This window comes from Micromonospora sp. LOL_024 (genome assembly GCF_048060415.1).
GTDB lineage: Bacteria > Actinomycetota > Actinomycetes > Mycobacteriales > Micromonosporaceae > Micromonospora.
Genome location: NZ_JBHMIS010000001.1, coordinates 559,463 through 572,889 on the forward strand (window position 1 = coordinate 559,463; position 13,427 = coordinate 572,889).

The 13,427-nt window shown below is 71.1% G+C and carries 11 protein-coding genes and 1 pseudogene; 6 read left to right on the plus strand and 6 right to left on the minus strand.

From position 1 onward, the window contains the following. Window positions 1-48 precede the first annotated feature (48 nt). Window positions 49-819: a TetR/AcrR family transcriptional regulator gene (locus tag ACFHWY_RS02740; RefSeq protein WP_416578446.1), complete on the minus strand. Its 771-nt coding sequence runs from the start codon at window positions 817-819 to the stop codon at window positions 49-51. A gap of 83 nt (window positions 820-902) precedes the next feature. Between ACFHWY_RS02740 and ACFHWY_RS02745 the strand changes: the two are divergent. After that, window positions 903-1,301 (plus strand): annotated as a pseudogene (locus ACFHWY_RS02745) (VOC family protein). Window positions 1,302-1,359: 58 nt separating this feature from the next. Next, window positions 1,360-2,574, plus strand: coding sequence for an NADP-dependent isocitrate dehydrogenase (locus ACFHWY_RS02750; protein ID WP_416578447.1), 1,215 nt, complete (start codon window positions 1,360-1,362; stop codon window positions 2,572-2,574). A 307-nt stretch (window positions 2,575-2,881) separates the two neighbouring features. On the opposite strand, the gene galT is transcribed toward ACFHWY_RS02750, so the two are convergent. The 4 genes from galT to ACFHWY_RS02770 all read right to left on the minus strand — a co-directional run bounded on the left by galT (window position 2,882) and on the right by ACFHWY_RS02770 (window position 7,156). After that, a complete protein-coding gene (gene galT / locus ACFHWY_RS02755; protein ID WP_416578448.1) occupies window positions 2,882-3,973 on the minus strand; it encodes a galactose-1-phosphate uridylyltransferase in 1,092 nt (363 codons plus the stop codon). Further along, window positions 3,970-4,758 (minus strand): DeoR/GlpR family DNA-binding transcription regulator, encoded by a 789-nt coding sequence (locus tag ACFHWY_RS02760; RefSeq protein WP_416578449.1) that lies wholly within the window; start codon window positions 4,756-4,758, stop codon window positions 3,970-3,972. The genes galT and ACFHWY_RS02760 overlap by 4 nt, the downstream gene beginning before the upstream one ends. A gap of 89 nt (window positions 4,759-4,847) precedes the next feature. Next, complete coding sequence (gene cysC, locus ACFHWY_RS02765) at window positions 4,848-6,377, minus strand: adenylyl-sulfate kinase (RefSeq protein ID WP_416578450.1); 1,530 nt, start codon at window positions 6,375-6,377, stop codon at window positions 4,848-4,850. A gap of 194 nt (window positions 6,378-6,571) precedes the next feature. Then, entirely contained in the window at window positions 6,572-7,156 is a 585-nt protein-coding gene (locus ACFHWY_RS02770; protein ID WP_416578451.1) for a DM13 domain-containing protein, read from the minus strand. Window positions 7,157-7,361: 205 nt separating this feature from the next. Between ACFHWY_RS02770 and ACFHWY_RS02775 the strand changes: the two genes are divergently transcribed. From ACFHWY_RS02775 to ACFHWY_RS02790, 4 genes are read left to right on the plus strand one after another with little or no spacing between them, the layout of a single operon-like run. Beyond that, window positions 7,362-8,276 (plus strand): ABC transporter ATP-binding protein, encoded by a 915-nt coding sequence (locus ACFHWY_RS02775; RefSeq protein WP_416578452.1) that lies wholly within the window; start codon window positions 7,362-7,364, stop codon window positions 8,274-8,276. Next, window positions 8,269-9,150 carry an ABC transporter permease gene (locus ACFHWY_RS02780; RefSeq protein WP_416578453.1) on the plus strand — a complete coding sequence of 294 codons (882 nt, stop codon included), beginning with the start codon at window positions 8,269-8,271 and terminating at the stop codon, window positions 9,148-9,150. The genes ACFHWY_RS02775 and ACFHWY_RS02780 overlap by 8 nt, the downstream gene beginning before the upstream one ends. Beyond that, the gene (locus ACFHWY_RS02785) at window positions 9,147-10,097 is read left to right on the plus strand and encodes an ABC transporter ATP-binding protein (protein WP_416578454.1); all 951 of its coding nucleotides are present in this window, start codon (window positions 9,147-9,149) and stop codon (window positions 10,095-10,097) included. Before ACFHWY_RS02780 ends, ACFHWY_RS02785 begins: the two co-directional genes overlap by 4 nt. Continuing rightward, window positions 10,097-10,807 carry an ABC transporter permease subunit gene (locus tag ACFHWY_RS02790; protein ID WP_416578455.1) on the plus strand — a complete coding sequence of 237 codons (711 nt, stop codon included), beginning with the start codon at window positions 10,097-10,099 and terminating at the stop codon, window positions 10,805-10,807. The genes ACFHWY_RS02785 and ACFHWY_RS02790 overlap by 1 nt, the downstream gene beginning before the upstream one ends. Before the next feature lie 14 nt (window positions 10,808-10,821). Here ACFHWY_RS02790 and valS read toward each other — a convergent pair whose 3' ends face one another. Continuing rightward, window positions 10,822-13,389 (minus strand): valine--tRNA ligase, encoded by a 2,568-nt coding sequence (valS, locus tag ACFHWY_RS02795; protein WP_416578456.1) that lies wholly within the window; start codon window positions 13,387-13,389, stop codon window positions 10,822-10,824. Window positions 13,390-13,427 lie beyond the last annotated feature (38 nt).

Genomic DNA, 13,427 nt, shown 5'->3' on the forward strand with positions numbered 1-13,427 from the left:
AGGTTTGCGGATCGGGACGACAGTCGACCCGAGACGCAAACCTTCTGATCAACTTGGCGGGTCGGTAGCGATCAGGACGGCTAGGCCGTCGAGGAGCCGGGCCAGGCCGAACTCGTACGCCTGGTCGGGGTCGTAGGCGGCGTTCTGGGCCGCGCCCGCCGCCGCGCCCACCCGGACGGCGGTCGGGAAGCGTCGCTCGTCGAGGACTCGGGCCAGCAGCGGGGCGTTCGCCGTCCACCACTGTTCGTCGGTCCAGGCGCTCTCCTGGTGGGCGGACCGGGCCTCGGTCGCCGAGCGGGCGGCGGCCCGGACGAAGTCGAGGACGTAGGTCAACGCGGCATTGCGGGTCACGTCGTCCAGGCCGGTGCCATCGAAGGCGCGCAGCTCGTACTCGTACTTGGCCATCAGGCCCGGGCCCAGCGGTGGCCGACCGGTGGCGACCTCGGCGGCCCACGGGTGGGCGGCGTAGAGGTCCCGGTTGCTCCGGGCGAGCTCTGCCACCCGAGCGTGCCACGGTTGGTCGGCCCGATCCGGTCTGGGCATCCGCGCGTAGCTCGCATCCAGCATCAGGTCGAGCAGTTCGGCCTTGCTCGGCACGTACGTGTAGAGGGTCATCGGCGCTACGCCGACGGCCTGGGCGACCGCCCGCATGGTGACCGCGTCCAGCCCCTCGGCGTCCGCCAGGTCGATCGCGGTCGTCACGAGGTCGTCCAGCGAGCGGCCCTGGCGTGGGCCGCGGCGGGGGCCGTCGTCGAGCTGACGCCAGAGCAGTCGCAGGGTGCGGGCCGGATCGCCGGCTCCGGTGCGGTGGTTGGACACCCTGTGATCCTTGCAGGTCGAATCGCCGTACGTTATACGTTGTACGTTGTACGAGATTAAGCGTCCTGGCCCTGGGAGCACACGTGCAGATCAGCGCATCGGCCATCACGCTAAACGTCGACGACGTGTCGGCCTCTGCCGCGTTCGTCCGGCAGCACTTCGGGTTCCGAGAGGAGATGGCGGCCGACGGGTTCGTGTCGCTGGCCCGGGACGGGGTCGGCTTCTACCTGATCTTCCTGCGCACCGGTCTGGCCAGCCTGGCAGCCGGAGCGCCTGCGGGCCCAGCGGGCCGAGGGGGTGATCGTCGCCTTCGTGGTGGACGACATCGACGCCGAGTACGCCCGGCTCACGGCCGCCGGCGCACCGATCGCGACCCCGATCCAGACCGAGTCCTGGGGGGAGCGCTTCTTCAGGTCGCCGATCCCAACGGGGTGATCTTTCAGCTGGTTCAGTGGGTACACGGCCCGGAGGATGCCAGCTGATCCGATCCAGTACGCTCGTACTGCTTGAGCATGTGTCCCCTGAGAGGAGCGTCGGCCGATGGCGAAGATCAAGGTAAACAACCCGGTCGTGGAGCTCGACGGCGACGAGATGACCCGGATCATCTGGAAGCAGATCCGGGAGCAGTTGATCCTGCCCTACCTCGACGTCGACCTGCACTACTACGACCTGTCGATCCAGCACCGCGACGCCACCGACGACCAGGTGACCGTCGATGCCGCCAACGCCATCAAGCAGCACGGCGTGGGCGTCAAGTGCGCCACCATCACCCCGGACGAGGCCCGGGTGGAGGAGTTCGGCCTGAAGAAGATGTGGCGGTCGCCGAACGGCACCATCCGCAACATCCTCGGTGGCGTGGTCTTCCGCGAGCCGATCATCATGTCCAACGTGCCGCGGCTCGTGCCGGGCTGGACCAAGCCGATCATCATCGGCCGGCACGCCCACGGCGACCAGTACAAGGCCACCGACTTCGTGGTCCCCGGCCCCGGCACGGTGACCATGACCTACACGCCCGCGGACGGCTCGCAGCCGGTGGAGATGGAGGTCGCCAACTTCCCCGGCGGCGGCATCGCGATGGGCATGTACAACTACGACGAGTCGATCCGCGACTTCGCCCGGGCCTCGTTCCGCTACGGCCTGGACCGCAACTACCCGGTCTACATGTCCACCAAGAACACCATCCTGAAGGCGTACGACGGTCGGTTCAAGGACATCTTCGCCGAGGTGTTCGAGAACGAGTTCAAGGCGGAGTTCGACGCCGCCGGCCTCACCTACGAGCACCGGCTCATCGACGACATGGTGGCCGCCGCGCTCAAGTGGGAGGGCGGCTACGTGTGGGCGTGCAAGAACTACGACGGTGACGTGCAGTCCGACACCGTCGCGCAGGGCTTCGGCTCGCTCGGGCTGATGACCTCCGTGTTGCTCAGCCCCGATGGTCGTACCGTCGAGGCCGAGGCCGCCCACGGCACCGTCACCCGGCACTACCGGCAGTGGCAGAAGGGCGAGAAGACCTCGACCAACCCGATCGCCTCGATCTACGCCTGGACCCGGGGCCTGGCCCACCGTGGCAAGCTGGACGGCACCCCGGCGGTGACCGAGTTCGCCAACACGTTGGAGCAGGTCATCGTCGACACCGTCGAGGGCGGTCAGATGACCAAGGACCTGGCGCTGCTCATCTCGCGAGATGCCCCGTGGCTGAGCACCGACGAGTTCATGAACGCGCTCGACGAGAACCTGGCGCGCCGCCTGGCCTGAGCCCTCGCACGCACCCGCCGGCCCGACCGCCGGCGGGTGCGGTGTGTACCGTACGCGTCGCTGCCCGGCAGCGGGTCGGCGTGTCCCGCCGAGACACGCAAGATGGCGTAACCCCGCCCGGCGCGCCTCGTTGACCTGGTAGGACGAGATGCCAGTCCCGTCCTGGAAGGTTGACCGTCGCCGCCGCGCGGCGCGCGTGCCCAGCAGCCAGCCTTCCCGGCTGTCATGCACAGCCAGCCGTCCCTTCCCCGCGGGGGGCCCTGTCCCGGGCCCCCCGCGCCCTGCGTCCAGCCGATCGGGAGCGCGGTCACCCCGCCTGGTCACACACCGCCCGCAGGAGCGCGGCCGCCCGTTCCGGGGCGATGTCGTTGATGAACACCCCCATCGCCGACTCCGACCCGGCCAGGTACTTCAACTTGTCCGCCGCCCGCCGGACGCTGAACAGTTGAAGGTGCAGATGCGCCAGCTCGCGGTCGACGCGTACCGGTGCCTGGTGCCAGGCGGCGATGTACGGCATGGGCGTGTCGAACAGGCCGTCGAAGCGCCGCAGCAGATCCAGGTAGAGCGGACCGAAGGCGTCCCGTTCGGCTTCGGTCAGCGCCGGGATGTCGGGCACCGGCCGGTGCGGCGCAACGTGCACCTCGAACGGCCACCGGGCGGCGGCCGGCACGTACGCCGTCCAGTGCTCGTTGGCCGCCACCACCCGTTCACCGGCGGCGCGTTCGGCGGCGAGAACGTCGGCGTAGAGGTTGCCACCGCCGGTCCGCGCGGCGTGCCGGCGGGCCGCGTCCAGCAGCGACCGGGTCCGCGGGGTGAGGAACGGGTACGCGTAGATCTGCCCGTGCGGGTGGTGCAGCGTCACCCCGATCTCGATGCCCCGATTCTCGAAGCAGAAGACCTGCTCCACTCCGGCCAGCCCGCCGAGCACCGTGGTCCGGTCCGCCAGCGCGTCGAGCACGGTCCGCACCCGGAGCGGCGGCAGCCCGGCGAAGGAGGCGTGGTGGTCGTCGGTGAAGCACACCACCTCGCAGCGCCCCCGGCCGGGCCGGGCGGCAGTGAACGGGGTGATCTCGGCCGGTTCGTCGACCACCCGTCCGCTCAGCGCCGGGAACCGGTTCTCGAAGACCGCGACGGCGTACTCCGGCGCCGGGATCTCGCTGTGCCGCTCCGCCGTGGAGGGGCAGAGCGGACACTGGTCGGCCGGTGGTAGGAAGGTCCGCGTCTGCCGGTGCGCCGCGAGCGCCACCCACTCGTCGGTGAGCGGGTCGTGGCGCAGTTGGGAGGCGAGCGGGGGAGGCGGCAGCTCCCGCCGGTCCGGCTGGTCCCGTACGGCGTCGTTCCGCTCGTCGAAGTAGATCAGCTCGCGGCCGTCGGCCAGGGTCATCGCGGTACGCTTCATCGTGGCGTGCCCTGCCCGGTCATCGGCACCACGACCAACTCGCCGATCCGGTCGGTGAGCAGCCGGCGGGCCTGTGGCAACAGCCGGTCGTCGGTGACCAGCACGTGGGCGTCGGCCAACGGGGCGATCGCGGAGATGCCGACCGTGCCCCACTTGGTGTGGTCGGCGAGGACCACCAGGCGGTCCGCCGCCGCCACCAGTGCGCGGTTCGTCTCAGCCTCCATGAGGTTCGGTGTGGTGAAGCCGGTCCGTTCGGTGACTCCGTGCACGCCGAGGAAGAGCACGTCCAGGTGCAGGGCGCGAACGGCCGTCACGGCCAGCGGCCCGACCAGGGCGTCGGAGGGGGTGCGCACCCCGCCGGTCAGCACGACCGTCTGGTCGTCGCGGCCCCGGTCGTGCAGGATGTCGGCGACCGGCAGCGAGTTGGTCACTACGGTCAGGCCCGGCACGTCGACCAGCCGCCGGGCCAGTTCGGCGGTGGTGGTACCGGCGGAGAGCGCGATCGCCGCGCCGGGCCGGACGAGCCGTGCGGCCCGGACCGCGATGGCGGACTTCTCGGCCTGCTGGCGCACCGACTTGGCCTGGAATCCCGGCTCGTCGGTGGCGCCGGCGACGGTTGCCCCACCGTGCACCTTCGCGAGCAGGCCGCGTTCGTGCAGCAGGTCCAGGTCGCGCCGGATGGTCATGTCGGAGACGCCGTGCTCGGCGGCCAGCTCACCGACGCGTACGCCGCCGCGTGTGCGGACCCGGTCGAGGATCGCCGCCTGGCGTTGTTGCGCGAGCATCCGGCACCCTCCCGGCCAACATGAATGAACATCTCCGAACGAAGATAAACATTAGCCGACGGCGTGGCCAGGTGGGACGAGGACCGTGCTCAGATCGGCGGCAGTCGGGGCTCCACCCAGCCGGTCTCAGTCAGGTGGAGCAGCACCCGTTGAACCGCCTCGTCCACGCTCAGGTCGGTCGTGTCCAGCACCAGATCCGCGTCGGTCGGTTCCTCGTACGGGTCGTCGACGCCCGTCATCCCGGTAAGCAGGCCGGCCCGGGCCCGCGCGTACAGGCCCTTGCGGTCACGCCGCTCGCAGACCTCCAGCGGCGTGGCGACGTGCACCAGCACGAATCCCGCGCCCGCCGCCGCAGCCATCTCCCGGGCAGCCGCCCGAGCCTGGGCGTACGGCGCGATCGGGCAGCAGACGCTGATCCCGCGGTGTCGGGCGATCTCGGCGGCGACCCAGCCGATCCGGCGGACGTTGGTGTCCCGGTCGGCCTTGCTGAAGCCCAGGCCGGCGGTCAACTCGCGGCGCACCACGTCGCCGTCGAGCAGCGTTACCGTCCGCTCGCCCTCCTCGCGTAGCGCGTCGGCGAGGCCACGCGCGACGGTCGACTTCCCGGACCCGGAGAGCCCGGTCAGGAACACCACCAGACCTCGGTGCCGGCGGGCCGGGCGGGCACGGCTCAACTCCTTCGCCACCGCCGGCGGGGTGTGCCACTCGGGCAGCGGGAACCCCCGGTCCAGCAGGTCGTCGATCTCCTCCTGGGTCAGCGCCAGCCGCCGGTTACGCGGCGGGATGTCCTCGCGCCAGCGCCACTGGCCGTCCCGGTTGTCGTACGCCAACTCGCGGGGCACCAGCACCCGCAGCCCGGCTCCGGAGAGCATCTCGCCGGTCGAGAGCAGGTGGGTGACGCCATACGCGGCGGAGACCCGGGCCAGCAGCAGGGCGTCACTGATCTCGTCGCGCCGCCGGGAGAACGGCACCGCGAAGAGGGTCGCCGGTGGCATCCGGTCGCGGGCGGCGAAGACGCTGCGCACCAGCGACTCCGGCGGCAGCCCGCCGGTGCCGTCGTCGCCCACCGGGACCATGACCAGCAGATGCGCGCTCAGAGTGCGTACGGCGTGCGCGATCTGAGCCAACTGCGGCCGGTGCAGTGGGCGGTCGGCGACCACCCCGAGCACCCGGCCGGGCGGCAGCAGCGGCCGGATCTCCCTGGGCGTACGCCGCAGCCGCTGGAACGGGCCGTACCCGCCGTCGCCGAGCCGGTGGACGGTGCCACCGACCCCGGCCACCCCGTCGCGGACCGTCCAGGTGTCGGCCGCCTCCAGCACCGCAATCGGTGCGCCCTCGCCGTCGGTGAGGACGAGGGTCCGGCGGCCCGGGTCGGTGGTGTCGAGCTTCTGCACCAGCGCGGTGGGTACCTGGAGGGTGACGGCGACAGGCCAGGTGGCCCCGTCGACCAGCCGGCCGCGACGGCTGACGGAGACCAGGTCGGCCCTGGTCATGAACCCGGTCAGCGGGGCGTACGCACCGGTCAGCAGCAGCTCCAGGTCCGCTAGCTCACCGGGACGCGGTGTGTACGTCGGCGCCTCCCGCAGCACCTCGTCGGGCAGCACCCACCCGTTGCTCATCAAACCCCCAACTCCGGCGACCGGCACACAGTTTCGCAGCCGCCCGTCGATCGGTCGAGAGCGCCACTCCTCCCGACGTCCGGGCGGCCCGACACGCTGAGCCTCCGTCGCGGGCAGGTGGTCCCACGAGATGCGGTATCTCGTGGGGTCCGGAGACGAAGGGGCCGACCTGCCATCTGCCGCGAGGTCACGCCCTAGCCGGCTCGGGTCAGCGCCGCCGCGCCGAAGGAGACGGCGAACCGCTTGCACCAGATGGAGACGCTGGTCAGGTCGTCCAACTCGATGTCGGCGGGGATCTCGTAGCCCTGATCTCCGAGATTGCCCTTGAGCCGTCCCAGCTCGACCCAGCGGCCGTCGTCGAACAGGTGCCAACCAGCCCGGCCCTCGACGACCGGCTGGTCGGTGAGCCACACCCGCAGATCTGGGCCGTTGGAGGTGCTCAGCCCGACCAGCTCCAGCCGGTGCCGCCCGTCGCCGGTGCGGACGACGCGGGCGCCACCCGACGTGTCGTGTTCGTGGCTGACGAAGTCGCCGGAGCTGACCAGAGCCGCGGCATTGCCTTCGGGCGTCGGGGGGCCGGGCGTTGGGGGGCCGGGCGTCGGGGGGCCGGTGGTCGGGGAACCGGGCGTCGGCGCGGCGACCGTGGTCAGCTGCTCGGCCACCTCGGTGTCGGTGAGCAGCTTCCAGGGCTGGAACCAGTAGAGACCGAACGCCGCGCCGGCGGCCAGTACGACGACCGCGATCCACGTCAACGGGGTGCGGGGTAAGCGAGCAGACATGCCTTCAGTGTGTCTCGTGCCGTCGGGATCGTCTGCACCGAATCCCGTCCCGTGACCCAACCGCCGCCTGCCGGTCAGCCGCCGCCGGTCGTCGCGGTGTTCCGACCGTGGTGCACCTCCTAGGGGTGCGGTCGGCCGGGGATCAGGGTAAACCGGGGTGCCTTCCGGAGCGCGTCGCGTCGACCGGCGGTCCTAGGCTGTCGACGTGACACTGATCGCAACCGAGTCGTTGACGAAGGTCTACGGCGGCGGCGTCACCGCACTGTCCGAGCTGACAGTCGCGGTGGAACCAGGGATAGTCGGCCTGGTCGGCGCCAACGGCGCCGGCAAGTCGACCCTGATCAAGCTGCTGCTCGGCCTGCTGACGCCGACCCGCGGCCGGATACGAGTGCTGGGGCTCGACCCGACCGCCGACACGGCGGAGGTGCGGGCCCGGGTCGGCTACATGCCTGAGCACGACTGCCTGCCGCCCGACCTGTCCGCCGCCGAACTGGTCACCTATCTCGGGCGGATCAGCGGCCTGCCTCGAACGGTCGCCCGGGAACGGGCCTCCGAGGCGCTGCGCCACGTGGGGCTGCACGAGGAGCGCCACCGGCCGGTGGGCGGCTACTCCACCGGCATGAAGCAGCGGGTGAAACTCGCCCAGGCGCTGGTGCACGATCCCGACCTGCTGCTGCTCGACGAGCCCACCAACGGCCTCGACCCGGCCGGTCGGGACGCGATGCTCGCCCTGGTGCATCGGATCGGCACCGAGTTCGGCATCTCCGTGCTGGTCTGTTCGCACCTGCTCGGCGAGGTCGAGCGGATCTGCGACACCCTGGTCGCCATCGACGGCGGGCGGCTGCTGCGAGCCGACCACATCGCCGCCATGACCTCGGCCACCGACGTGCTCGCGGTCGAGGTGAGCGAGGGCACCGACGTGCTGGCCGCCCGGCTGGCCGCACTCGACCTGCCGGTGGTGCGGGAGGGACGCCTGCTGCTCGTTCCGCTCGCCGACCAGGGCACCTACGACCAGATCCTCGGCGCGGTTGCCGAGCTGGACCTGCCGCTGCACCGGCTGGACCAGCGTCGACACCGGGTGGCCGAGCTATTCGCCCGGAGGGAGAGCAGCCATGCCTGAGCCGACCGGCGTCATCCACGACATCGGCTACCAGCGTTACACCGGCTCCCGGCTCGGCCGCCGGCACGTCTTCGGCGCGCTGTACCTGCACGGCGTGCGGACCGCCTTCGGACTGGGCCGCAGCGCCAAGGCCAAGATCTTCCCCTGGTTGGTGGTCGGCATCGTACTGATGGTGGCCGCTGCGGTGACCGCGATCCGCAGCCGGATCGGCGAGACGATCATGACGTACGCTCAGTTCGCCGACTCGATGAGCTGGCTGGTCATCTTCTTCACCGCGGTGGCCGCGCCCGAACTGGTCTCCCGTGACCTGCGCAGCGGAGTGCTCCCGCTGTACTTCTCCCGACCGCTGTCGACCGCCGACTACCCGCTGGCCAAACTGCTCGCCCTGGTCACCGCGCTCTTCCTGCTGCTCGGTGCGCCGCAGCTGCTGATGTTCCTCGGCGCGGCGTTCACCGCCGACGGGATGGGCGGCGTCTGGGACGAGCTGCTGGACCTGCTGCCCGCCCTGCTCTACGCCGGGCTGTGGGCGGCGGTCTTCGCCTCGATCGGCCTGCTGATCGCCTCGCTGACCGGTAAGCGGGCCTTCGCTGCCGGCGGGATCGTCGCGGTCTTCCTGATGACCGCGCCGGTCGTCGCCACTCTGATGATCCTGCCCGCCCGGGCGGCGAACCAGCTGGCCGGCATCGCCTCGCCGTCCTCCCTGGTACAGGGCGTTGGCTACTGGACGATGCGTGACCTGTTGATCACCGAGCCCGACGGCTTCGCCCCTGACCTCGGCCCGTTCGGCCCGGTGTACGCGCTGGTCGCCGTCGCACTCGTGGCCGCCTGCGTCGCCCTGCTGCTGGTCCGCTACCGGAAGGTGGCCGCCCGATGACCACGACCGATTCCGCCGCCCGGCCGGCCACCGCCACCAGCACCCTCGACCTCGCCGGGGTCTCCCGCTGGTACGGCAATGTGGTCGCGGTCAACGACGTGAGCATGAGCCTGGGCCCCGGAGTGACCGGGCTGCTCGGCCCAAACGGCGCTGGTAAGACCACGCTGCTGCACATGATGGCCGGCTTCCTCGCCCCATCCCGGGGCGCGGTCAGCCTGGACGGCCGACCCACCTGGCGAAACCCGGACGTCTACCGGCAGCTCGGGCTGGTCAGCGAGCGGGAGGCGGTGCACACCTTCCTCACCGCTTACGAGTTCGTGCTGGCCAGCGCGAAGCTGCACAAGCTGCCGGACCCGGAGGCGGCGGCCCGCCGGGCAGTGACCCTGGTCGAGATGAAGGACGCACAGGACCGCCGGATCGGCACCTACTCCAAGGGCATGCGGCAGCGGACCCGGGTGGCGGCGGCCCTGGTGCACGACCCGCAGGTGTTGCTGCTCGACGAGCCGTTCAACGGCATGGATCCGCGTCAGCGGCTGCACATGATGGAACTGCTGCACTCGCTCGGCGACGCCGGCCGCACCATCCTGTTCAGCTCGCACATTTTGGAGGAGGTCGAGCAGGTCTCGGGCACCGTGCAGGTGATGGTCGCCGGTCGGCTCGCGGCCTCCGGCGACTTTCGGACCATCCGGCGGCTGATGACCAACCGGCCACATGTCTTCGCGATCCGCTCGACCGACGACCGGGCGTTGGCCGTCGCACTGATTGGCGAGTCCTCGGTCAGCGGGGTTGAGCTGGGCCGCGACGGCCTGACCGTACGAGCCGGCGACTACGGCGCCTTCACCCGGGTGCTGCCCAAGGTCGCCCTCGCTCGCGGCGTACGGGTCCACCAGCTGGTGCCCGAGGATGAATCCCTGGAGAGCGTCTTCTCCTACCTGGTGGAGGCCTGATGTCCACTGTTGCCTGGATCACCGCGCGCGGCCTCTTCGGGCGTCGCCGGTTCCTGCTGCTGCTGCCGCTGCCTGTGCTGCTGGTGCTGCTGGCCGTGCTGTCCCGAGGATTGGGGGTGGAGCCGACCGACTGGGGGCCACCGGTACTCGTCGGCCTCGGGCTGGCGGTGGTGCTGCCGGTGGTCGCCCTGATCGTCGGCACCGGCGTGCTCGGCGCCGAAATCGACGACGGCACGGTGGTGCACGTGCTCACCACGCCGCTGCCGCGCTGGCAGATCGTGCTGCCGAAGTTGGCGGTCGCGGCCGGGGTCACCGCCGTCACCGTCGCGATCCCGCTGTTCGTCGCGGGCCTGCTGGCCAATTCGGTACGCCTCGGCCTGGCGCTAGCCGTCGCCGCGGCGGTCGGGGCGCTCGCCTACTCGGCGCTGTTCGTGGCGGTCAGTCTGCTCACCCGACGGCCCGTACTGCTCGGTCTGGTCTACGTGCTGATCTGGGAGGGGCTGCTCGGCAACGTGGTCACCGGTACCCGGGTGCTGTCCATCCAGCACTACGTGATCGCCCTGGCCGACCAGCTTGCCCCCACCGGTCTGCTGAGTACGACGGTCTCCGTGTCGGTGGCGGTGGTGATGACCATGTTGATCAGCGTCGCCGCCACCTTCCTCGCCATCGACCGCCTGCGCTCCCTCTCCGTGGCCGGCGAAACCAGCTGAGGTGTAGGGAAGGGCTAGAACGCGCAGGCGATCACGAGGGTGGGGGTTCGGTCGGGAAGCTGGTCGAGCTTGCCGATGTGACCCGCCGCCCGCAGATCGTCGACGACCAGGGTGAGCTGGTCGAGCAGGGCGGCCGGGCCGAGCGCCTCGGCCAGCGGCACCGCTGCCTTCATCGACAGCTTCCGTTCGGATTTTGCCCGCCGGACCTGCCCCAACGCGTCGGAGGCCAGCCGCAGCAGCTCCGGGTCGCCCGCACCACCCTGGGCGGCTCGGTCGACCTCGTACGTAGTGGGCCACGGCGCCCGGTGCACCGAGCCGTACCGCCACCATGACCAGACCTGCTCGGTCGCGTACGGCAGGACCGGGGCGAAGAGCCGCAGCTGCACCGAGAGCGCGTTGGCCAGCGCCGCGCGGGCCGAGTCGCCCCCGGCGCCGGTGCCGTAGGCGCGTTCCTTGACCAGCTCGATGTAGTCGTCGCAGAACCGCCAGAAGAACGACTCGGTGGCCTGCAACGCTGCCGTGTGGTCGTACGCTTCGAATGCGGCGGTCGCCTGCGCGATGACGCAGGACAGTTCGGCGAGCATGGCCCGGTCCAGCGGTTCGGTCGCCGGAGCGCGCAGCGCGTCGGCGGCGCCGAGCCCGAGCGCGAACCTCGACGCGTTGAGCAGCTTGGTGGCGAGCCGCCGGCCAATCTTGATCTGGGCCGGGTCGAAGGCGAGGTCGGTGCCGGGCCTGCCGCTGGCCGCCCAGTAACGCACCGCGTCGGAGCCGTGCTGCTCCAGCAGCGCCATCGGGGTGACCACGTTGCCCTTGGACTTCGACATCTTCTTGCGGTCCGGGTCGAGGATCCAGCCGGACAGCTCGGCCGTCCGCCACGGCAGCGTGCCGTGTTCCAGGTGCGCCCGGACCACGGTGGCGAACAGCCAGGTCCGGATGATGTCGTGGCCCTGCGGGCGCAGGTCCATCGGGAAGACCCGCCGGAACAGGTCCGGGTCACGTTCCCAGCCGCCGACGATCTGCGGGGTCAGCGACGAGGTGGCCCAGGTGTCGAGCACGTCCGGGTCGCCGACGAAACCGCCCGGCTCGCCGCGCTGCGACTCGTCGTACCCGGACGGGGCGTCCTCAGACGGGTCGACCGGCAGCGAAGCCTCGTCCGGGGTGAGAGGGTTGGACCAGTCCGGCCCGCCATCGTCGTCGAGCCGGTACCACACCGGCACCGGCACGCCGAAGAAACGCTGCCGGCTGACCAGCCAGTCGCCGGTCAGGCCGCCCACCCAGTGTTCGTAGCGGTGCCGCATGTGTTCCGGCACCCAGCGCAGCTCCCGCCCCCGGGCCAGCAACTCCTCCCGCAGGTCGGTGTCGCGGCCACCGTTGCGCAGGTACCACTGCCGGGTGGAGACAATCTCCAGTGGCCGGTCGCCGCGCTCGTAGAACTTCACCGGGTGGGTGATCGGACGCGGTTCGCCGACCAACTCGCCCGCGTCGGCCAGCAACTCCACGACCCGCCGCCGGGCGGCGTTGACGCTCTGCCCGGCCAGCGGCGCGTACGGCTCGCTCGGCACCCCGGCCGGCGGCTCCGGCAGCAGCCGACCGTCCCGCCCGACCACCACCCGGGTGTCCAGGGCCAGTTCCCGCCACCAGGTCACGTCGGCCAGGTCACCGAAGGTGCAGACCATCGCGATGCCGGTGCCCTTGGCCGGGTCCGCCAGCGGGTGTGCGCGCACCGGCACCTCGACGTCGAAGACAGGCGTACGCACAGCCGTGCCGACCAGTTCGGCGTACCTCTCGTCGTCGGGATGGCAGACCAGCGCGACGCAGGCCGGCAACAGCTCCGGCCGGGTGGTGTCGATCAGCACCTCCCTCCCGCCGGGGGAGTGGAACCGTAGCCGGTGGTGCGCGCCGGGCCGCTCCCGGTCCTCCAGTTCGGCCTGGGCCACCGCGGTGGCGAATCCGACGTCCCACAGCGTCGGCGCCTCGGCCTGGTACGCCTCACCGCGGGCCAGGTTGCGCAGGAACGCCCGCTGGGAGGTGGCGCGGGCCACCGCGCCGATTGTGGTGTACATCAGCGACCAGTCCACGGAGAGCCCGAGTCGACGCCACAGCGCCTCGAAGACCCGCTCGTCGGAGTCGGTCAGCCGCTCGCACAGTTCGATGAAGTTGCGTCGGGAGATCGGCGTCGGATCCTTGCGGGCGGCGTCGTCCACCGGAGTCTGCGGCGCCTGCCAGTCCGGGTCGTACGGCAGGGACACCTCGCAGCGCACGCCGTAGACGTTCTGCACCCGACGCTCGGTGGGCAGGCCGTTGTCGTCCCAGCCGATCGGGTAGAAGACCGTGCGTCCGCGCATCCGCTGGAAACGGGCGACCATGTCGGTGTGCGTGTACGAGAAGACGTGCCCCATGTGCAGCTCGCCCGATACGGTCGGCGGCGGGGTGTCGATCGCGTACACGTCCGACCGTTCCCTGCTCCGGTCGAACGCGTACGTGCCCTCCTCCTGCCAGCGTCGCGACCAGGTTTCCTCGATGCCGTCCAGGGTCGGACGCTCGGGGACGCCGGTGCGGGCGGTCCTCGCCGTATCGGTCATCGGTCGATCGTAGGCATCGGCTCCGCTGCTGGGCACGC